Origin of the sequence: Enterococcus sp. E5-37, from assembly GCF_035726925.1 — a bacterium.
Taxonomy (GTDB): domain Bacteria; phylum Bacillota; class Bacilli; order Lactobacillales; family Enterococcaceae; genus Enterococcus_B; species Enterococcus_B faecium.
In genome coordinates this window covers 177063-198383 of the sequence record NZ_JAPMLG010000006.1, presented here as the reverse complement: position 1 = coordinate 198383, position 21321 = coordinate 177063, and the positions used below count along the sequence as shown (strand labels likewise).

Here is a 21321-nt window from a genome sequence, read left to right as displayed (position 1 = left end):
CACTCTTCTTTTTCCGGTGGAGCAAGCTCCGGTGGAAAAAGAAGCGTTCGACTTGCATGTATTAGGCACGCCGCCAGCGTTCGTCCTGAGCCAGGATCAAACTCTCATAAAAAGTTCGAACAATCTTACGATTGTTAAGCTCAATTTGTTTGCTAGCATATTGCTTGCTTGTTAAAAATGTTTGTTGTCTTGAATTGAATCAAGACGCCCTACACATTTGGTTTGTCTTACTTTGTTCAGTTTTCAAAGGTCTAATCTTTTTGTTTCAACAACTCTTTAATCTTATCAGATTCAAAAGAGAATGTCAACAACTTCTTTGTTTATTTTTTCTAAACGTCTTTATCACTCATTAGCAGCGACTTGATTATCATATCATCTTTATTGTTATTTGTCAATAACTTTTTTGAAGTTTTTTTCGATAAAATCAAGCTTTATTAGCTATCTCATTTAAACGACTTCGTTATTATAACATGACATCAAAAGTGCGTCAACACTATTTTTTATAATTTTTAGTGACACCTTAAAGGAATCATTTAGAACAAATAATAATATAGCAATCTCTTTATAAAATTGCAATAGAAAATTCCCTATTTTTATTTATTATTTTTAAACACGAATATTACAGTATTTTATTGTTTTTTCGTTCATCTAAAAGCTACTTACATTTAATTAACGGATGTTATTCTATTTAATTGTTCGCTAGTTTTTTATAATGACATCCCTGAATTTCTCACTTGCTTGTATTTTGTACCTTATTCTTTGTTGGATATATAAAAAAACAAGTAAAGCACATGCTTTACTTGTCTTCTGCCTTTGCGATAGGAATAAAGATTCTAAAAATTGTCCCTTGCCCTACTACACTTTCTGCTAAGATACGTCCTTTATAGTTTTCAACCAGTTGTTTAGCGATAGACAACCCCAGACCATTTCCACCCTTCGTTCTAGCTCTTGCTTTATCCACTCGATAAAAACGATTGAAGATCTTATTAAGGTCTTCTTTGGGTATTCCTTCGCCAAAGTCCTGAATCGCGATCTCAAATTCATTCAGAGTGGAAGAAATAGAGATATGGACTTCTTTTCGTGTAGTTGAATACTTTACTGCGTTATCCAATATGATAATGATTAATTGTTCAAAGTGATTACGATAAATTTGCAGGGTCACTTCTTTTGTCAAATCATCATCTAAAGTGATCACATAGTCTGGATATAATATCTTGAAATTATTATAAACTTGATAGGTGACTTCTTTTCCTTTAGTTGTTTCATTCGCATAATGAACATCTACTTGTTCTGCTCTTGATAAGTCTAGCATCTCTTGAACTAAGCTTTTCATACGGCTGATTTCTTGCATGCTGGCGCTTAATGATTCTTCTAATATCTCAGGATCATCTTTCCCCCAACGATTTAGCAGACTAAGATGCCCTTCAATAATTGCAACAGGTGTCCTTAACTCATGAGATACGTCTTCCACGAATTGCTCTTGTTGTTCAATATACAAACGCATACGGTCAAGCATCTCATTGAATATTTCAGCTAAATCTGCCAATTCATCATTTGTGTCGATTTCAGGCATGTGGATATCTGATTGCGGATCTTTACGTATAGTATCCATTGTATCTCTGAGTACCTTGAGTGGTTTTAAGAAATAAGAAGATAAAAAGAAACCTAAAATACTACTTAAGATCAAAGAAACAACTTCTAAAACAATAAGAGTCAATAATAGCTTATTTCGAATATCATAGAAAGAAGATAATTCATAGAAGCTTTGCGCATAGCCGATCTTTTCTCTTGTACCTTTAGAATATATAGGCTGGATAGATAAAAAGCCAGTTTTTCCTTCTAGTGTAACGATCGTTGGAACTTTACGTGTAGTCTGAATCAGGTTTCGACTGTTTTCATGGGTTTTAAAAATCAAGTTCTCGTCCAAATCATAAACATAAAGATCCATTGATGGCTGCCCTAGCTCAGCTATAAAGGAATCGATCTTCATTAAGTTTCCTTCGACCAGTGAAGTATGATCTACGACCTCATCTCCGTCATTTGTCGCTTTCGTCAGATTACGATACGTATTTACTAATGTCAGTTCTTCATCCGAGTTAGCCAAACGAGAAGCTACTTCTGAAATCGTACGCTCTACATTGTTTCTTTCTTTTGCCACAATCAGATTGATAGATGATTTATAGGTAATGACAGCGAAAATTGTAAACACAACGAATATGAAGAAAGAACTCGCAAAGGCCCACTTGATTGTCAAGGAGGGCCCTTTCAGTTCTCTTTTTTCCGATTTTTTCGGCTTTATCACGAGCGCATCACATAACCTGTTCCGCGTACAGTTTGGATATAGCTTTCCTCCCCGGGAACGTCAATTTTGTTGCGAAGATAACGAATATATACGTCCACTACGTTTGTTTCAACTTCTGTTTCGTATCCCCACACTTTATTTAGTAAAACGTCACGTGCTAATACCACGTTCACGTTTTCCATTAAAGTAAGCAGCAACTCGTATTCTCTTTTTGTTAGTTCAATTACTTCATTTCCGCGACGTACGACACGGTTTTCTTTTTCGATAGTCAAATCGCGATAAGTAATAGTAGTTTGTTTAGCCACATTTTTATCGCCTTCAATATCGATTCGACGCAACAATGCACGAAGACGTGCTAATAATTCTTCGATAGCAAATGGTTTGACGATGTAGTCATCTGCTCCGTGGTCAAGTCCAGATACACGATCGATCACAGAATCTCTTGCAGTCATCATAATGATTGGTGTATTTTTGACTTGGCGTACACGTCTGCAGACTTCTAAACCGTTCAATTCTGGGAGCATCAGATCCAACAATATGGCATCCCACTCATTATTTAATGCCGCATCTAAACCAGTTCGGCCGTTGTAGTGGACTTCTGCGTTATACCCTTCATGCTTCAACTCTAGCTCGACAAATCGTGCCAAGTTCTTTTCATCTTCAATGATTAGAATATTGCTCATTTATTATTTTATCCTTTCTATTCTACTGGCTTTTTAAAAACTCTATCATTATACCGATAATATGCTTAAAAATCTATAGTCATTTTATCATGGATAGCAATTTTAAAAAAGAGCTGAAGTCTACTCATAACAATCGACTTCAGCTCTTTCGTCCTCTTTTTATTTTCTCATTTCCTAACAGCCGAAAGACTATTATTCTTCATGGTACCATGAGTAATGGAAGATTCCTTCTTTGTCGACACGTTCATAGGTATGTGCGCCAAAGTAATCGCGTTGGGCTTGGATTATATTTGCAGGCAGACGTTCTGCTCTGTATGAATCGAAGTAAGCGATGGCTGATGAGAAAGTCGGTACAGGTACGCCAGCTTGGACAGCCAAGGCAACGACGTCTCTGACTGATTGCTGATATTTTTTCGTGATTTCAACGAAGTAATCATCTAGCAATAAATTTTCGATCTCAGGATTTTTGTCATAGGCATCCGTAATTTTTTGCAAGAATCGAGCTCGGATGATACATCCAGCGCGCCAGATTTTTGCGATTTCACCAAATGGCAAGTCCCAATCAAATTCTTTTGAAGCGACACGTAATTGAGCAAATCCTTGGGCATAACTCATGATTTTACTGAAATACAACGCTTCTCGGATTTTTTCGACCAATTCTTTTTTGTCTCCCGTGAACTCAAAATCGTTCGTACGAGACAAAATCTTGCTTGCTTGTACGCGTTCTTCTTTATAAGCAGAAATATAGCGGGCAAATACAGATTCAGTGATCAATGGAAGTGGCACACCTAAGTCAAGCGCGCTTTGGCTTGTCCATTTACCTGTTCCTTTATTCCCAGCTGCATCAAGGATCACATCTACTACTGGTTTACCTGTTCCTTCATCGTCTTTACGTGTCAGAATGTCAGCAGTGATTTCTATCAAATAGCTGTCTAATTCGCCTTGATTCCATTCTTTAAAGATATCAGCCATTTCTTCTACTGAAAGGTTTAAAATATTCTTCATTAAGTCATAAGATTCAGCAATCAGTTGCATATCTCCATACTCAATACCGTTGTGTACCATTTTCACATAATGTCCGGCTCCATTTGGGCCAATATATGTGACACATGGTGCTCCGTCTTCTGCTTTTGCAGAAATTTGCTCTAAGATTGGTGCAACTAGCGCATAGGCTTCTTTTTGTCCACCAGGCATGATTGAAGGTCCTTTTAAAGCTCCTTCTTCACCACCGGAAACGCCTGTACCGATAAAGTTGATGCCAGAGTTGGCTAACTCTTCATTACGACGCATCGTATCTTTAAAGAATGTATTTCCTCCGTCAATCAAAATATCGCCTTTATCAAGGTGAGGAAGCAACTCTTGGATTGTTGCATCTGTTGCCGGTCCTGCTTTGACCATTAGCAAGATCCGACGTGGTTTCTCGATAGATTCTACAAATTCTTCGATTGTATATGTTGCTTTGAAATTTTTATCTGGGTGTTCTTCTACTACAGCGGTTGTTTTAGCCCCTGTACGATTGAATAAAGCCACTGAATAGCCGCGGCTTTCTATGTTCAAGGCTAGATTTTTACCCATAACGGCCATACCGACAACGCCGATTTGTTGTTTTGACATATGAACTCCTCCTACATACGGGATTTCTCCCTAATCTCTTACATTATAGCTTAACACGGCTACATTGCAAACTAAAGAACAACATATTTTTTATTTACCGACTACAAAAAATAAACCTCAAGGCTCCATGGTTAGCCTTGAGGTTTTACATTTTCTAATTAAAATGTATTAAGCTTCTTTTGACATTACGTCCTTACCATCATAGTAACCACAATTTGCACATACGTGATGGCTTTTTTTCATTTCACCACAGTTTGGACATTCGTTTAACCCTTTGATTGTCAATTTGTAGTGTGTACGACGTTTTGCTTTTTTAGCTTTTGATGTTCTTCTAGCTGGTACTGCCATTTTGCTACACCTCCTTGTAAAGTCTTGTATCTAAATTAGACACAATATATTCCAATCTTACTTGTTATCGTCGTCTTTTGATTTAGAATCAAAAAGTTCAGATAGTTTTGCAAGACGAGGATCAATTTTATTCTCGGCTTCTTCCATTTTTCTGCGCTGGTATTCTTCTTCGGAAACAACTTCCCAATCATTGCCTTTTGGAAGTTCTGTTGCTGCTTCCTCTTCTTTTGTCAATACCCGCATTGGAATCGCCAATAAGATGTTGTCTTCAATCGACTCTGCTAAATTCAATAATGGACCTTCAATTAGCAAAATCTCATCCGCAGACATTTGTTCATCTCTACTTTGGAATTGTTCTTCTGTCATGAATACTTCGTCTACAGAAAAATCCATGGGCAGTTCAACAGGTTCTAGTGAACGTGTTGAAGGAACTGTCAAAGTCGTCTGCACAGTGTAATGAACGATATAGCCTTTCTTATCAACTGAGACCAAACCTTCGACTTCCACTGGCGCAACATCAAGTATTAAATTGTCTCGCTTCATGAGAGCGGCTTTCAAGTCGAGCGTCTCATGAAAAGTTAACGGTGTCTCCTGGTATTTTCTCAATTCCAATAAAGACCATTTCATTTTTCATCACTCCTAAGCAACAAAAGCAATTATACAGGGCAAAAAGCATGTTGTCAATGAAATTTTCTTGACACCTTGCAGTTCATAAAAAAACAGAAAAATCTTTATTAGAAAGCCTCTGTTTGCTATCACCCTCAGAATCATTTACAATAATCATTATTCCATTAAAGGAGCGGATGATCTTCATGAACACGAAAGATATCGAATACTATGTCCAAATCGTCAAACAAAAAAACTTTACGAAAGTGGCTAATTATTTCCGTGTGAGCCAACCTACTATTACATATGCATTACAACGTCTTGAAAAAGAGTTTGATACCGTACTTATTACAAGAGATCGATCGCATCACGAATTAATCGTCACGCCTTCTGGAAAGCAGCTGTTTCTCCATGCACAAACCATTCTCCAAGAGATTTCTACTGCAAGAGCTGAAATCACTCAGTTGCAAAAGAAAAAGCTTCGTTTTGGGATGCCTCCTATTATCGGCAATGAATACTTTCCTAAACTGTCAAGTTACTTTATCAAGCATGAATTGATGAATCAAATTGAGATTACCGATGGAGGCTCTCGGGACTTATACGGGATGATCCGACAAGGGAGGATCGATTTAGCTGTATTAGGCTCAACACAGCCAATCGTGGATCAATATTTAGAAACAGAGTTACTTTTGGACAAACGTTTCATGATCGTCGTGCCACCTACACATCCTCTTTCCAAGCAGGATACTGTCTCTTTCAAAGATATAGCAGATGAACAGTTTGTACTATTGAATGAACATTATGTCCACCCCGCAGCATTCACTAAGCTTTCTAAACAAACACATACTCATCCAAAAGTTGTTTATCAAAGCAATGACTTGATGATTTTAAAGAGTATGGTCCGAGAAAATGTGGGTATCGGTTTTTTGGCAGAGATTGCTGTCCATCCTGAAGATCATTTAGTTTGCCTCCCTCTTTCAGATGAAGTTCAGCCTCGCTTCTTGATTTCATTGGCAAAACGAACACAGCAGATCGTCACGCCTCTTCAAGAACAAGTAGTCCAAGTTATCCATGAATTCGTTACAGCACAAAAAAACAGCTCTTCGTAAAAGAAGAGCTGTTTTTATTTTTTATTAAGCTAAATTAGATAGCTGTTGTTTCGCCACGGTAAACGATGCCGCGACGTGAATCAACGGTAATCAATTCACCTTCTGTAATTGTTGTTGTTGCGCCTTTAGCACCAACGATTACAGGAATATCTTGTGCAATTCCTACAACTGCAGCGTGAGAAGTCAATCCGCCTTCTTCAACGATAACAGCAGCTGCTTTTTCGATTGCAGGCATATATTCTTTGTCAGTTGATGGTACAACTAGAACCATTCCATCTTTTGCTTTTTTTACAGCTTCTTCAGCAGATGAAGCAATAACTGCATTTGCAACGACAGATTTTTGTCCAACGCCTTGAGCTTCTAATAATTTAGAACCAATCATTTGAATTTTCATCACGTTAGTTGTTCCGCGTTCACCAACTGGTACACCAGCAGTGATCAAGATTAAATCGCCTTCTGATGCGAAACCTAATTCAACAGCTTTTTTAGCTGCTAGTTCAAACATTTCATCAGTTGTTGATGGTTTTTCAGCAACTGTTGGGTAAACGCCCCAGTTTAACATCAAACCACGTTTTGTGCGTTCGTCAAAAGTAACAGCCAAGATATCTGCGTCTGGACGATATTTTGAAATCATTTTTGCAGTGTATCCTGATTCAGTTGCAGCAACGATTGTTTTCACGCCTAGATTTTTTGCAGCACGAGCTACAGATAAACCGATTGTTTCAGTTACATCTGTTTTATCGAATTCGTTCAATTGGAATGTACCTAATTCTGATAATGCATTTTCAGCTTCTTGGTCGATACGTGCCATTGTTGAAACAGCTTCAACTGGGTAGTCCCCGTTTGCAGATTCACCAGATAGCATTGTTGCATCTGTGCCATCAAATACAGCGTTAGCAACGTCAGAAGCTTCCGCACGTGTTGGACGTGGGTTTTCTTGCATTGATTCTAACATTTGTGTAGCAGTGATAACTGGGATACCAGCAGCATTACATTTTTTGATGATGCGTTTTTGAACCATTGGTACTAGTTCAGCTGGGATTTCAACACCCATATCTCCGCGGGCAATCATAACACCGTCAGAAACTTTGATGATTTCGTCAATGTTGTCGATACCTTCTTGAGATTCGATTTTAGGGAAGATTTGAACATGAGTCATGTCTTTTTCTTCTAAGATTTCGCGGATATCTAGAACGTCTTGTGCTTTACGTACAAAACTTGCAGCGATAAAGTCGATATCGTTGTCTAAACCAAAACGAATATCGTCAGCATCTTTTGGAGTAATACCTGGCAAACTAATAGAAACGCCTGGTGCATTTACCCCTTTACGTGATCCTAGCATACCTGCATTTTTAACTTCTACGACTAATTCACGGTTTGCTTCGTCTTTTTCAATGATTTGCATATCGATCAAACCATCATCAAATAAAATGTGTCCGCCAACGTGAACATCGTCAAATAATCCTGGGTAAGTAACCGCGATTTTTTCTTTTGAACCTACATGTTCAGGATCCATAGAGATGCGTGTTTGATCTCCTACTTCAAATTTGATGTATCCTGCACGACCAAAATCAGCTTCTGTTGTGCCTTGAACAGTTGTACGGATTTCAGCTCCTTTTGTATCTAAAAGAATACCGACATCTTTTCCTGTCTTTTTAACTGCTTCACGGACCATAGTCATACGTGATAATTGTTCTTCATGGTCACCATGAGAAAAGTTAAAGCGGAAGACATTTGCCCCAGATTCAATCAATTGAGAAATAATTTCTACTGAGTTACTTGCTGGTCCTAATGTACTAACGATTTTGGTTTTTTTCATTTAAAAAACTCTCCCATTCAATTTTGTTTATTTAAAGCTGTACACAGCTTAAATAGCTTGGTTTCTTTCACTCTTAAAATGAAAGTGAATTATTTAGATCATATAGTGATAAGTCTGGTTTATGTTTGTTGTTTTCAAGTGTATCAATGATGTCAGACGCAACGATTTCGTTGTCATGGATACCGACACATAATCCACCTTTTCCTTCTTGAAGCAATTCGACAGCGTAAGCACCGAATTTACTTGCCAACACGCGGTCGCGTGCGCTTGGTGCTCCACCACGGACAACGTGTCCCAAGATAGATACACGTGTATGATAGTCGCCAAATTCTGAAAGTTTCTCAGCGAATTCATTTCCGCCCATTACACCTTCAGCCAAGATGATCAAGCAATGTTTCTTCCCGCGATCGCGGCCTTCTTGGATTTTTTTAGCAACTGAAGCCATATCAAAATCATGTTCTGGGATGATGATTTCATCCGCTCCGCCAGCCACACCTGACCATAAAGCGATGTCTCCTGCATTGCGTCCCATTACTTCGATAACGAATGTACGAACATGAGAAGTCGCTGTGTCACGAATACGGTCAATTGATTCTAGTACTGTATTGATTGCTGTATCAAAACCGATTGTGAAATCAGTCCCAGGAATATCATTATCGATTGTTCCAGGAATACCTACTGCTGGGAAACCGCGTTTTGTCAAAGCCATTGCGCCATGATAAGAGCCGTCTCCTCCGATAACCACTAGACCTTCGATTCCGAATTTTTTCAATTGTTCGATTCCTTTTAATTGACCTTCTTCAGTTGCAAATTCTGGATAACGTGCAGAATACAAGAATGTACCACCACGTTGGATCTTGTCACCTACATCTGCCACATCAAGACGACGAATATCTCCAGCAACTAAACCGGCAAAACCATAATTGATCCCGTATACTTCCAGTCCTTCGTAAATACCTTTACGAACAACGGCACGAACAGCTGCATTCATTCCAGGTGCGTCTCCGCCACTGGTCAAAATTCCGATGCGTTTCATAATAAACATTCACCTCATTAAAATACTTTATCCTAAGTATGACTTAGGTTTACAACCATTTTTGCGTTAACCACGACTAACATTCTAACATTATTTTTCTCACTTGTCTTGATTTACGGATAAAAAAATGAAAAAAAAATGAAAGCAAGTAGTATTTTTTACCGTAAGTTATTTGAAAACCACATTATCTTCGCCAAGCAGATAAATAAGTTGCCCCTTTATACTCTTGCTGTCATCCACCCAATAAGCATCTGACAGAACTACTTTTCGTTGCGTTTTTTCGTGATACATAACTACTGGTATATATCCTGGGTGTTTCTGAAAAATCACTTGTAATTGTTTCATTATCTCGGGATCTTCCCGTTCTTCTGTAATACGCAAATAGCAAGTTTGTGAAGGATACTGGGCTTCTAACTGGTTAGGATCAGCAAAGCTTTCTCCAATTAGTTGCAGTTCCTGATTATATTTGCTGATTTCGCTCCGCCCTTGAACAAAGATCACTCGATCAACGGCAAACAAATTACGATATTTACGATAAAGAGTTGGAAAAACTGTGACAGAAATTTCTCCACTACTGTCGGTTCCTTCAACAAAGGCCATCAGTTCTCCTTTTTTTGTCCGAATTTCTCTAACTTCCTTGATCATCACTAATAAATTGACTGGTTGATTAGGGACGATATCTGTAATCAGCTGAACTTGTTTAGCTAAACGAAGACGATCAAACCCTTCTGCAGGATGACCTGACAAATAAATACCTAAGTACTCCTCTTCCAGCTTCAAGCGTTCTTCTAGTGTATAGTCAGCGACTTCTTCTTCTTTTAATGCCATGATTCCCAGCAAGTCAAGACTTCCACCACTGTAAACGATATTTTGGATTTTTCCTTCGAGATCAAGCATCAATTGTTTCCTGTTAGGAGATAATTCATCAAAAACGCCTACTGCTGTCAGTGATTGCAGTAACTCTAATTTCAGCCAACGCTTATCGATCCGTATGAGGAATTGATCCACTGACTGGAACGGGCCATTTTGTTTTCTTTCGTTTAATATATCTTCTACAAAATCACGCCGAATACCTTTTATCGCTGTCAGTCCGAATCTGATTTCTTCCTTATTGACCAACTCAAAACTGGAATTACTTTGATTAATGGACGGCGAGGAAAGTTTGAGTTTATTTTTACGTGCTTCTGCAATATATTCTTTCAATTTTGATGTGTTATGCCGAACAGAATTCATCAGGCTGGTAAAGAAAGCACCTGGATGATGGGCTTTTAGATACGCCATTTGGAATCCCACGAATGAATAAGCAAATGCATGTGACCGATTGAATCCATAGTTTGCAAATTTTTCGATATATTCATATACGGTCGCTGCTGTTTTTTCCGAATATCCCTGTTGTAATGCTCCTGATACAAAATGCGACTTTTCTTCATCTAATACGTCTTTTTTCTTTTTACTCACTGCCCGTCGCAGAATATCTGACTGCCCTAATGTAAATCCAGCCATAGTCGAGGCGATCTGCATGATTTGTTCCTGATAGACGATCACTCCATATGTGTTTTTCAAAATCGGGATCAGTGAATCATCTGGGTAGCGAATGGCTTCTTTTCCTTTCTTCCTGGCAATGAAGGTATCTATATTTTGCATAGGGCCTGGTCGATACAATGCATTGACTGCGGCAATATCTTCGATGTTTTCTGGACCTAATCTTCGTAAAACGTTCCGGATACCAGCAGATTCAAATTGAAATACTCCTGAGGTTTCGCCTCGTTGAAACAAGAGCAGCGTTTTTGCATCATTTAGCGGGATCTCTTTTAATCGGATCTCATACCCTTCTACTCGCTTAACAGCTTTCAAAGTAAAATCAATAATCGATAAGTTGCGTAGTCCTAAAAAGTCCATTTTCAAAAGACCGATTGCTTCTACCTCATTCATCGTATACTGGGTCAGAAAAGCTTCATCAGAACCGCGTTGGAGCGGAACTAGTTCAAGTAGATTCTTATCGCTGATAACTACACCTGCTGCGTGAGTCGAAACATGTCTTGGCAATCCTTCTAAAATCACTGCAGTTTTGAATAAAAGTTGGTTTTTTTCGCTTGCCTGAACTAATTCTACTAATTGATGCGAAGTTTTATAAGCTTGGGTCAATGTGATTTTCAATTGATTGGGTATTGCTTTTGACCAGCGGTTTGCTTCACTTTGCGATAAACCAAACACTCTAGCTGCATCTCTAAGAACCATTTTTGCTGCCATTGTGCCAAATGTTGCGATTTGTGCCATATGATATTGTCCATACTTTTCTCGAACATAATTCAATACTTCTTCACGTCGATTGTCAGGAATATCCAAATCGATATCTGGCATCGTAAAGCGTTCGGGATTTAAAAAGCGTTCGAACAGCAAATCATATTCTAATGGATCCACATCTGTGATTTCTAACACATAGGCTACTAATGAACCCGCAGCAGAACCACGACCTGCACCGGTAACGATTTTGTTTCTATGAGCAAAAGCCATTACATCCCATACGATCAAGAAATAATCATCGAATCCCATTTGATGGATGACAGATAACTCGTAGTCCAAACGTTCTTGGTATTCCTTTGTATAATCAGTGATTCGGCGTTCCACTTGCGAATAGCATAACTCTCTTAAATATTCTCCAGCTTGTTTTCCATTAGGAACTGGATAATGCGGAAGTAATTTCAGATGGAACTGGAATTCAAATGAAATCGATTCAGCTAAACGCTGGGCGCCTATTACAGCTTGGGAAAGACCCGCTTTTTCGAATCGTTTGATCATTTCTTGTTCTGAAAGAAGATAGCCATTTGCTGTTAGTGGTAAAGATGCAGATAAATTTTCTAAAGGTATTTGGCTTCCATCTTTGATATGTTTCATCACTTCAAGTGCAAAAAGTTCTTCTTGCTGTAAACTAGCGATGGGATGTAATGCACAAAGCGAATAATTTTCTTTTATCACATACTGATACCATTCAGGCAATTGATCAGGCGTGTTTTCTGTCAATCCGATATAAAAATCTCTAGTAAAAACATTTTCAAGCAAAAACTGCCAATGACCGAAAAAGTTATCCTCTTTATTGAAAGCCTCAGAAACAGAATGATTTGCCGGAACAACAAACGCTAGATGGTCGGTTTCTGTCATTTCTGCAAGTTCCAATTTTTCTTGGATCATTTTTCGGCTGGAAAGTTTCATCAGCTGCTGATAACCTATTTCATCTTTTGCGTACGCAAGCAAGCCATAATTTTTTTCTTCATAAGTATAACTAAGATGTAATCCAATGATTGGCTGTACTCCTTCTTCTACACAAATACGATAGAATTCAGGTGCACCGTATAAGACATCTTTATCCGTTATGGCTAATGAAGTGTAGCCTTGTTTTTTTGCTTCTTGTACATATTCTCGAATACGTATCGTACTTTGTAAAAGAGAATAAGAAGTAATTGTATAAAGTTGTGGGAAAAACATCTTGCATTCCGCCTTTTTTTTCGTTAAAATTCACTAGCGTTAAAAGGTTTGATCCTTTTACTTTCATTAAGATAGCAGGCGCTGAAGTTGATTATTCCACTTCATTTGCTTGCTTGTAATCTGTAGGAATGAGTTCTTTCGCAAGAACTCAAATTTTATTGAGATTTGGTCTCGTTTCTTTACATTCAAAGAAAATCTGGTAAAATTAAGATAGAAAAGAGGTGTTCTTTATGCGATATATCGTTACATTATTCTGGGCTGTCGTTCTAGGTCAAGTAGTCGGTTATATTGGTGCTGCATTAACAAGCGGAACATATGATTTTACTTTGACAACAATCATTTCATTCATTGCGGGTGTCATTATCCTTTTGATTGGTGCAGTTGCGCCAAGAAAAGAAACCTCTGCCCATTCGTAAAAAAACAGCCAAGAGCTTGAGATATCTCAAGCTCTTTTTTATTTTCTACTCCTCACCACCATTATAATCTGCTGCGAAGAACTTTACGAAAGTTGAATAAAGAAAGAAGAATATTTGACAGAACAAACAAACTTGTCACAATAAAAACAGCACTGTAATTATAAGCATGCGCGACTGTCGATCCTAGCATGGGACCTAAAACTTGTCCAAAGTTGCTAAACATCTGATTGTAGCTATAGATTCGGCTGACTCCTTCTTGAGGCGTAATCTTACTGATCAGTGTATTGACAGAAGGCATCAAAGCGCCAGTTGAAAAGCCTAAAATAAAGCGAAGTATACCTAATTGGAGCGGTGTAGTGACGAATGCCATAGGTAAATAACAGCAAAATGATAAAATGAGTCCTCCAATTAGAACTTTTTGATTCCCAATCTTATCCCCTAGTTTTCCTAGTTTCGGTGAAGAAAAGACAGCGGAAACACCAGCTATCGAAACAATCAAGCCGCTGACAAAAAGGATATTTTCTGTACTTCCGCTCAATTCACGAATATATAAGGTCAAAATAGGGCTGATCGTAGTGATTCCTATCTGTAAAATCAAGGTCGTAATGAAGAGACCGATCAAAATAGAGAGATGATCCATTTTTGAAAAAATTTCTTTGGTGCTTATCAGATCTTTTTTCTCGATTGGATGGAAATCTTCTTTGACTAAGAAGATGGTCAGCACCGTTGTGATCATCAACAAAGCCCCTGTGATCAAGAATACATTTTCCATACCAAACCACTGAGCCAGTGCACCGCCCATTGAAGGTCCGATCAGATTTCCAGCAATCGCTCCGGTAGACAATGTTCCTAACGCCCATCCGCTCTTTTCTCTAGGTGCCTGTGAAGCAATCATCGCTGTGGCATTTGGAATATATCCAGACAAAATCCCATTCCAAAACCGCATGATCAAAAGCCAATACGCGTTCGGTACAAAAGCCAAAGATCCCATTGTTAATGTCATCCCTGCTGCTGCACGGATCATCATGAGTTTTCGGCCTTTTCGATCAGCTAGATTTCCCCAGATTGGTGCAACCACGGCAGATGCAAAAGCAGTCACAGAGATTGCTAGTCCCGAAAACAATTCGATTTGATCTTTTGGTGTTCCTAGTTGCTCGACATAAACTGGTATGAATGGCATAACTAAACTAATACTTGCACCAGTGAAAAAACAGCCAATCCACGCAATCACTAAATTTTTTCTCCAATTAATCTCCATCTATCATCCCTCTTTCGTCTCTTTTATCATACCTATTTTCGAATAAACAAGCAACGATCTCGCCAGTAAAAAGAGAAAAATCCCGCAAAGGTCATTTTATATGTAACGTTCTTTTTATGTAAAACAAAAAGAGATCGGAACAAATACTGTTCCAATCCCTTCTCTTTAGTTAAATTGTTGCTAGAATGATGAAGTTGATAATGAATAAAATATCAACGATCCACAAAGCAACAGAAACTTCATTGTATTTTCCTTTGATTACTTTCACAATTGTATAGAAAATAAATCCTGCTGCAATCCCATAGGAAATGCTATAGCACAATCCCATAAAGATCGATGCAAAGAAGGCCGGTAAAGCTTCTTCCATATCTAGCCATTTGATGTCTGCAAAAGAAGCCATCATCATTACTCCAACTAAAATCAATGCTGGCGCAGTTGCTTGATTTGGTACAATGGCGATCAGTGGAGAGAATAAACTACTTAATGCGAATAGCACTGCCACTACTACTGAAGTCAAACCAGTACGTCCACCGGCCCCGATCCCAGCTGCAGATTCGACATAAGTTGTTGTATTCGATGTACCAAAGATAGCCCCCACGGAAGTAGCGATCGCATCGGCAAATAGTGCTTTATCCATTTTTGTTTTGAACCCACGACCATCTTCCAACGCGATCTCGTCTTCTTTTGAGAAAATGCCTGTGCGGCGTCCTGTACCGATAAATGTTCCGATCGTATCGAAAGTATCAGATAAACTGAATGCGATGATCGTCATCAATACTTGAGGAATCTTGGAAGAATCACTGAATAAAGATTGCATGCCTTCAGAGCCAAATGCTGCACCGAAAGTTGTTCCTAATTCTTTAAATGAATTACCTAACGAATTCGTTTGCCAATCAATGGAACTTAAATCAACAACCCCCATAAAGATACCAAGGACTGTGGTCGCTACGATACCGATAAGAATAGCCCCACGGACATTTTTTACAACTAAAATGGCTGTCAGTACCAAACCAATCACAGCCAATAAGATAGGAGCGTTGTCAAAGTTGGCTAACGCAGGGACGATTCCACCATTTATCGTAACATTTGTCGCTTTTCCGCCTTCAACGACAGAGCTCGAAATAGCTGACTGGTCTGCTGAAAAAGATAAGAATCCTGCATTTTTGATTCCGACATACGCAACGAAAATACCGATCCCGCCACCAATCGCATGTTGAAGACTTTCGGGAATCGCCCGAATAATCATTTTTCGAATATTTGTGACAGTAATAAAAATATTGATTAATCCGCAAATAAACACCATCGCCAAGGCTTGTTGCCAAGAATAACCAAGCCCAAAAACGACCGTAAAAGTGAAAAATGCGTTCAATCCCATACCTGGTGCCTGAGCATATGGTACATTTGCGAACAATCCCATTACCAGCGTACCAATAATCGATGCAATGATTGTCGCTAGAAATACTGCTTGGAAGGGCATACCTGATGCTGACAAAATCGTCGGATTTACGAATAAGATATAACTCATGGCAAAGAATGTCGTTACTCCCGCCATTATTTCAGTTGATACATTTGTATTGTTTTTCTTTAAACCGAAAAACTTTTCCATAAAAAGTTCCACTCCCTGAATTTTTTTCTGATGGAAAACTATAATAATAAAAAATAAGTAAAATAGGGCAAATCCATCGAACAATTTCAAATTATATAGACGTTTCATTCGCTTTTCAACGTTTTTTTAACAAAAAAAGCGAAAATAATACTTAACGTTCGTGTTTAGCTTGTGTTTAGCTATTTATATAGCCATAACTGTAGTTTTTGTTAGGAATAGCTGATTGCTCTTGTTAATTACCTAAAATATGCTAGACTAAAACAAATGCTAGTTGAGGAAGGAAGGACCCTTATTGAATAAAAAATTAATTGCCATCGATCTGGACGGAACTACCCTCAATCAAGATTCGATGATTACATCTAAAACAAAAGAGACTCTGAAAAAAGCAATCAATGCCGGTCATCATGTCAGTATTGCTACAGGACGCCCATTCCGAATGAGCCATCAGTTTTACCAACAATTAGAATTAACAACACCGATGGTTAATTTTAACGGCGCATTAGTACACATCCCTAATCAGCACTGGGATGGTGAAAGAGAAACGTTGATCAATCGTGAAATTGCTTTTGAAATCTTATCGCAAAAAAAGCAGCTAAATTTAGATTTTATCGCTGCTGAAAATCGTGATACTTTTTTTATTGACAGTTTTGATTTCTTTGATGAAAAAATTTTTGCTTCTTCTCGTCCAGGAGAGAAGAATTTGCTTTCTCCTAAAAATTTGACGACAAATCCTACGTCTTTGCTTGTCCGAACAGACAAACGTTTTGCAGGAGCTGTATCTGCTGAATTAACACGTCAATTTGGCAGTTATGTCGATGTTCGGACATGGGGTGGACCTACTGCCATCTTAGAGATTGTTTCAAAAGGAATCCAAAAAGCAAAAGGCGTGCAAGAGATTGCTAACTACCTGTCTATCGATCAAAAAGACGTCATTGCCTTTGGTGACGAGCATAATGATTTGGAATTGTTGGATTATGCAGGTTGGGGAGTAGCTATGGCTAACGGTACTGATCAACTCAAAGGCATTGCAAATGATGTCACTCCTTTGAGCAATCAGGAAGACGGTTTAGCTGTTTATCTGGAAAAACTACTTAAACTATAATAGAGAATTAGATTCCACAAAAAAGAGGTTGTGACAATTTTTGTCACAACCTTTTTTGCCGAGTAAACGGTGTTCTCCTGCCAACTCCTCAATCACAAGTCACAATATTCATAAAACATGAGAAGCTGTTTTTTTGAACTTGTTCCTTGTGACTCGGAGCTGAACGGCAGGCCCACGACCTCTTGATAAACGGCGTTCAATCAGCTGTCCTTCGGTATTAGCTCAAAAACGGCAAAATATGAGAAGCTATTTTTCCGTTTTGTTTCTCTAATACTCAGGTCAGGGCGCTGATTTCACAACCTCTTCCTTAAACGGTGTTCAAAAGCCAGTTTCTCGGTATGAAGTCAAATTTAAGCAAAAATGTGAGAAGCTATTTTCACAAAATTTTTCTTCATACTCGAAACTAAGCGGCTTTTTCACGACCTCTTTTTTATTTTGCCATGAACATATCATAATACGCGTCCATTATTTCTTTAGCAATCGTCAAGTTCATGTGGTCTTGTTCGTCTAATAAGTTCGGCAAGACAACACTGATGGCAATTTCCGGATTGTCTGTTGGTCCGTATGCCACGATATTACTATTGACTGTCGTAATATCTGGATGACCTTCCGCAACCGTTTCTGCAGTCCCTGTTTTTGCGGAAAGGTCCATTTTCGCACTGGCTAATGGTTTGGCTGTTGTGTAAGGATCAGTACCATGGACAACTTGGTGGAATCCTTCACGGAGGATCGCCATATTTTCTGCAGAAATATTGACCGTATTTTCTACTGTTGTGCCAATTTCTTTCTTCACTTCACCCAAGTTTCCATTTTCGTCATTGCCATAGATCGCTTTGACTAGGTGCGGCTGTACTCGTTTCCCTCCATTAGCGACTGTTGAAGCATATTGAGCTAATTGGATTGGTGTATATGTGTCAAACTGTCCAAATGCCAAATCGGTAAAGTTACCTGGAGTATACCATTCTTTGCCATTATCCGCATTGAACTTCTTCATATAATCAACAGAACGTGAGATCCCAGGAGATTCATTCGGCAAATCGATTCCAGTCGTTGTACCAAGACCAAACTCTTTGAAAGAGTCTCTCAATTGCTGATAAGCTTTAGCTTCTTCATCTAAACTAGGTAGTCCCATTCCAGGTGTATAGTCTAGTCCTAACATCTTTAACGCCACTTTGATCATATACGTATTAGAAGACAATTCCAATGCTTTGACTGCATCAAGAGCAACTTGTCCGCTTCGATTAAAGACAGAGCTTTTTTCTGAAGCACCTTGCAGACGAATCGGCTCATCAATCAAAACTTGATTTCCGCTGATCGCGTTACTTGCCCAGCCTGCTGTCAAAGTACCAGCCTTGACTACAGACCCTGGAGCAAAGGCGCTAGTAATCGTGCCTAAAGCATTCTCGGTGATTTCTTTGGAACCTTGTTCATGACTGAAACCAGTCATTGCTAGCACTTCTCCTGTCTGAGGATTCATAGCCACTGCATAAGCACCAGGCGAATACTGTGCTTTGCCGTTGTTGATCAATGTTTGATAATTCCTTTTCAAAATTTCTTCTACTTTTGATTGGAATTCTGCATTCATAGATAACATTAAATTAGAACCTTTTTCCCCAGAGAAGATTTCTTTTTGATTCGAAACATTTCCTTCATTATCAAGGGAAACTTCATATTGGGTTTTGGTTCCTTGCAGGACATCTTCATATTGTTTTTCCAAATAACTTTGTCCTACACGGTCATTCCGAGAATAACCTTTTGCTAGGTATTTCTCTGCTTCATCTGCTGGAAGTCCTTGCTTTTCAGTCGTCACACTGCCAAGAATACTTTTCAGTGAACTTGCTGCATTATATTCTCGTGTCCAGTCTGTGCCAGTCGAAACTCCTGGAAGTTCAGAAGCGCGTTCTGCCACAACAGCTAACTCTTGATCAGTAACACCAGAGTTTTTGATATAGACAGTGTTTAATTCATATGCACTATTCATCCGTTTAAAGATGGTAGCAATTTTTAATTGCTCCTCGTTTAAATTAATCTCATCAGCTGTGACTTTATTGACCATCGCACTATATTGTTCGCTGTTCCCTAATTGCTTTTCTTTTGCCGAAAGTCTTTTTGTGGCTTCTTTCAAATGTTTGGGATCAGCCAGCCAAAAATCTTTTTTATCTCTATCTGTCAGATTTTCATCTACCGGAACATCGATCAGCGAGTTCAGCTTCGTTGCGATTTCAAGCAAATCTTTAGCCGTAACTTGTGTTCCTCTCGTATATGTGATGGCCTGATTCGCTTTATTCGTAACTAAAGCTTTTCCTGTGGAGTCGTAGATCATTCCGCGAGGAGTACTTTCTTGGACCGTAATCGTAGAAGTAGACTTCACTCGCGCCTCCATCTCTTCGCCGTTCACGATCTGCAAATAACCCAATCTAGCAATCAACGCAACAAATAACGTAAATATAATGAAAAAAAGAAAATTTAAGCGAAAAGGAACATGGGACCGGCGAAACGTTTTGTTCTTAGGTTCTTGTGCACCTTTTCTTATTTTTTCTAACCAAGAAGTATTTAATAGTTTTTTCATAAAATCTTTCATCATTTCCTATCCTTCCGCCTATTTACATTCATGCTTCATTGTACCCAAAAACTTCTTAATAAAAAAGAAAAAATGGGCGGAGCAAGAAATTCTTTACCTAATTTCAAGATAAAATCAACTTTTTGTTTCACAGCAATCACTTAAAGTTACATATCCAACTATTTTTTTCATTAAAAAATAAACTTATTTTTGAAAATTATGTTTTCTTAAGTCGTGAAACACTTTGATGGATCATTTATTTGTGGAAAACTACGTTTTGTTATTCTAAAAAACTTATATAAAAAATAGTAAGGTTTTTATTTCGAATCCATAAAATATTCTTGGATTGCTTCTCGTGTTTTTTTCACTTTTTCGCTAAGCTTTTCGTTTTTAGCCATATAGAAATAAAAAATGATATCGATCGTAGCAAATTGGGCCAAAAGTGAATTAGTTGCCGCACTTCGATTCGTGATTTCTTTTGGTCTAGATGTTTGTACGAGTACATCGGCTATCTTGCTAAGCGGGTTATTTCCAAATTGCGTCAACGCAATGATTTCGATATTCATGCTTTTCGCCAGCTCGGCTAATGCGACTACATCTGCACTTCTACCTGAGTTTGAAACAAGCCAAAGCACTTTCTTTTTCTCATTGCTGACAAGTTGCGGGAGCAAGACGTGGATATCTTTTTCAAAAATGATTGGCTTACCGACACGAGACCATTTTTGCAGAATATCTTCTACTACTAAAGAAGAGGCGCCAACCCCATATAAAAAAACAGTCTCTGCCGATTCCAAACACTCTACGACTTTTTGGATCGTTTCTTCTTCTAGAATATCTACTGTTTCTTTTATCGCTACTTGTGCATTGTTACCAAGTTTGTTTTTGATAGAGTAAAAGGACTCATTTGCTTCTATATCACTAAAACCTTCATCGATTCCAGTCTGTAGTTCTGTTGAAATCGTGATTTTGAAGTCCGTCAGACTTTGAAAACCGATTTTTTTGGAAAAACGTACAACTGTCGGCGCACTCAACCCGGAAGCTTCTGCTAATTCATTAGCTGTCATTGTAGGGACCTTCTCAATATTACCGATAATGTAGTTGGCCAACTTTTTTTCTGCTGAAGAATAATCTTCCATCATACTTTCAATACGACTAATTACGCTCATAAGTTCCTCCACCCTTTTAATGATAGTCTATGTAAGTATACCATATCAGACCCTTATTCACGGTCGTATACTGGATAAAAAAACAAAAAAACAATCCGCCCAACAGAATATCTTATTCCATCAATCCCACAGATTCTATTGAGCATCTGTGTCTTTGAGGAATACCTGTTATCTATTGTTCGGATTGTTTTCTATCTACTACTTTTTTACAGG

Annotated in this window: 15 protein-coding genes and 1 rRNA gene; 3 read left to right on the top strand and 13 right to left on the bottom strand. The window is 38.4% G+C overall.

Annotated features, from left to right (window positions below; genetic code table 11):
• From OS138_RS07250 to OS138_RS07225, 6 genes are all read right to left on the bottom strand, one after another.
• A 16S ribosomal RNA gene (locus tag OS138_RS07250) occupies positions 1–112 on the bottom strand; the annotation flags it as partial.
• A gap of 684 nt (positions 113–796) precedes the next feature.
• Positions 797–2302: a HAMP domain-containing sensor histidine kinase gene (locus OS138_RS07245; RefSeq protein WP_002298265.1), complete on the bottom strand. Its 1506-nt coding sequence runs from the start codon at positions 2300–2302 to the stop codon at positions 797–799.
• On the bottom strand, positions 2299–2985 hold the full coding sequence (locus tag OS138_RS07240) for a response regulator transcription factor (RefSeq protein WP_002290973.1): 687 nt from the start codon (positions 2983–2985) through the stop codon (positions 2299–2301). The genes OS138_RS07245 and OS138_RS07240 overlap by 4 nt, the downstream gene beginning before the upstream one ends.
• Before the next feature lie 192 nt (positions 2986–3177).
• Positions 3178–4599 carry an NADP-dependent phosphogluconate dehydrogenase gene (gene gndA / locus OS138_RS07235; protein WP_002295350.1) on the bottom strand — a complete coding sequence of 474 codons (1422 nt, stop codon included), beginning with the start codon at positions 4597–4599 and terminating at the stop codon, positions 3178–3180.
• A gap of 168 nt (positions 4600–4767) precedes the next feature.
• Positions 4768–4947, bottom strand: coding sequence for a 50S ribosomal protein L32 (rpmF, locus tag OS138_RS07230; RefSeq protein ID WP_002290970.1), 180 nt, complete (start codon positions 4945–4947; stop codon positions 4768–4770).
• 57 nt (positions 4948–5004) lie between these two features.
• Entirely contained in the window at positions 5005–5574 is a 570-nt protein-coding gene (locus OS138_RS07225) for a YceD family protein (RefSeq protein ID WP_002295352.1), read from the bottom strand.
• A gap of 185 nt (positions 5575–5759) precedes the next feature.
• Between OS138_RS07225 and OS138_RS07220 the strand changes: the two genes are divergently transcribed.
• Positions 5760–6662, top strand: a complete 903-nt coding sequence (locus OS138_RS07220) for a LysR substrate-binding domain-containing protein (RefSeq protein WP_325069896.1) — start codon at positions 5760–5762, stop codon at positions 6660–6662.
• 34 nt (positions 6663–6696) lie between these two features.
• Here OS138_RS07220 and pyk read toward each other — a convergent pair whose 3' ends face one another.
• The 3 genes from pyk to dnaE form a co-directional block, all read right to left on the bottom strand.
• Entirely contained in the window at positions 6697–8481 is a 1785-nt protein-coding gene (gene pyk / locus OS138_RS07215; RefSeq protein WP_002295355.1) for a pyruvate kinase, read from the bottom strand.
• Between the two features lie 73 nt (positions 8482–8554).
• Entirely contained in the window at positions 8555–9517 is a 963-nt protein-coding gene (gene pfkA / locus OS138_RS07210; RefSeq protein ID WP_002304759.1) for a 6-phosphofructokinase, read from the bottom strand.
• 168 nt (positions 9518–9685) lie between these two features.
• On the bottom strand, positions 9686–13000 hold the full coding sequence (dnaE, locus tag OS138_RS07205; protein WP_325069894.1) for a DNA polymerase III subunit alpha: 3315 nt from the start codon (positions 12998–13000) through the stop codon (positions 9686–9688).
• 230 nt (positions 13001–13230) lie between these two features.
• Between dnaE and OS138_RS07200 the strand changes: the two genes are divergently transcribed.
• Complete coding sequence (locus OS138_RS07200) at positions 13231–13416, top strand: YjzD family protein (protein ID WP_002295359.1); 186 nt, start codon at positions 13231–13233, stop codon at positions 13414–13416.
• A 61-nt stretch (positions 13417–13477) separates the two neighbouring features.
• Here the strand turns inward: OS138_RS07200 and OS138_RS07195 are convergent, their stop codons facing one another.
• Both OS138_RS07195 and OS138_RS07190 read right to left on the bottom strand, forming a co-directional pair.
• Entirely contained in the window at positions 13478–14674 is a 1197-nt protein-coding gene (locus OS138_RS07195) for a multidrug efflux MFS transporter (RefSeq protein ID WP_002290958.1), read from the bottom strand.
• A 169-nt stretch (positions 14675–14843) separates the two neighbouring features.
• Complete coding sequence (locus OS138_RS07190) at positions 14844–16280, bottom strand: NCS2 family permease (protein ID WP_002298256.1); 1437 nt, start codon at positions 16278–16280, stop codon at positions 14844–14846.
• A gap of 292 nt (positions 16281–16572) precedes the next feature.
• On the opposite strand from OS138_RS07190, the gene OS138_RS07185 reads away from it, so the two are divergent.
• Positions 16573–17382: a Cof-type HAD-IIB family hydrolase gene (locus OS138_RS07185; RefSeq protein WP_002296740.1), complete on the top strand. Its 810-nt coding sequence runs from the start codon at positions 16573–16575 to the stop codon at positions 17380–17382.
• A gap of 430 nt (positions 17383–17812) precedes the next feature.
• On the opposite strand, the gene OS138_RS07180 is transcribed toward OS138_RS07185, so the two are convergent.
• A complete protein-coding gene (locus tag OS138_RS07180; RefSeq protein ID WP_325069892.1) occupies positions 17813–19966 on the bottom strand; it encodes a peptidoglycan D,D-transpeptidase FtsI family protein in 2154 nt (717 codons plus the stop codon).
• A gap of 293 nt (positions 19967–20259) precedes the next feature.
• Positions 20260–21108 (bottom strand): MurR/RpiR family transcriptional regulator, encoded by an 849-nt coding sequence (locus tag OS138_RS07175; RefSeq protein WP_002287653.1) that lies wholly within the window; start codon positions 21106–21108, stop codon positions 20260–20262.
• Positions 21109–21321 lie beyond the last annotated feature (213 nt).

Coding starts and splice junctions, on each gene's coding strand:
- OS138_RS07240 (WP_002290973.1), bottom strand. CDS start 2,985: ATGAGCAATATTCTAATCATTGAAGATGAAAAGAACTTGGCACGATTT.
- gndA (WP_002295350.1), bottom strand. CDS start 4,599: ATGTCAAAACAACAAATCGGCGTTGTCGGTATGGCCGTTATGGGTAAA.
- rpmF (WP_002290970.1), bottom strand. CDS start 4,947: ATGGCAGTACCAGCTAGAAGAACATCAAAAGCTAAAAAAGCAAAACGT.
- OS138_RS07225 (WP_002295352.1), bottom strand. CDS start 5,574: ATGAAATGGTCTTTATTGGAATTGAGAAAATACCAGGAGACACCGTTA.
- OS138_RS07220 (WP_325069896.1), top strand. CDS start 5,760: ATGAACACGAAAGATATCGAATACTATGTCCAAATCGTCAAACAAAAA.
- pyk (WP_002295355.1), bottom strand. CDS start 8,481: ATGAAAAAAACCAAAATCGTTAGTACATTAGGACCAGCAAGTAACTCA.
- pfkA (WP_002304759.1), bottom strand. CDS start 9,517: ATGAAACGCATCGGAATTTTGACCAGTGGCGGAGACGCACCTGGAATG.
- dnaE (WP_325069894.1), bottom strand. CDS start 13,000: ATGTTTTTCCCACAACTTTATACAATTACTTCTTATTCTCTTTTACAA.
- OS138_RS07200 (WP_002295359.1), top strand. CDS start 13,231: ATGCGATATATCGTTACATTATTCTGGGCTGTCGTTCTAGGTCAAGTA.
- OS138_RS07195 (WP_002290958.1), bottom strand. CDS start 14,674: ATGGAGATTAATTGGAGAAAAAATTTAGTGATTGCGTGGATTGGCTGT.
- OS138_RS07190 (WP_002298256.1), bottom strand. CDS start 16,280: ATGGAAAAGTTTTTCGGTTTAAAGAAAAACAATACAAATGTATCAACT.
- OS138_RS07180 (WP_325069892.1), bottom strand. CDS start 19,966: ATGATGAAAGATTTTATGAAAAAACTATTAAATACTTCTTGGTTAGAA.
- OS138_RS07175 (WP_002287653.1), bottom strand. CDS start 21,108: ATGAGCGTAATTAGTCGTATTGAAAGTATGATGGAAGATTATTCTTCA.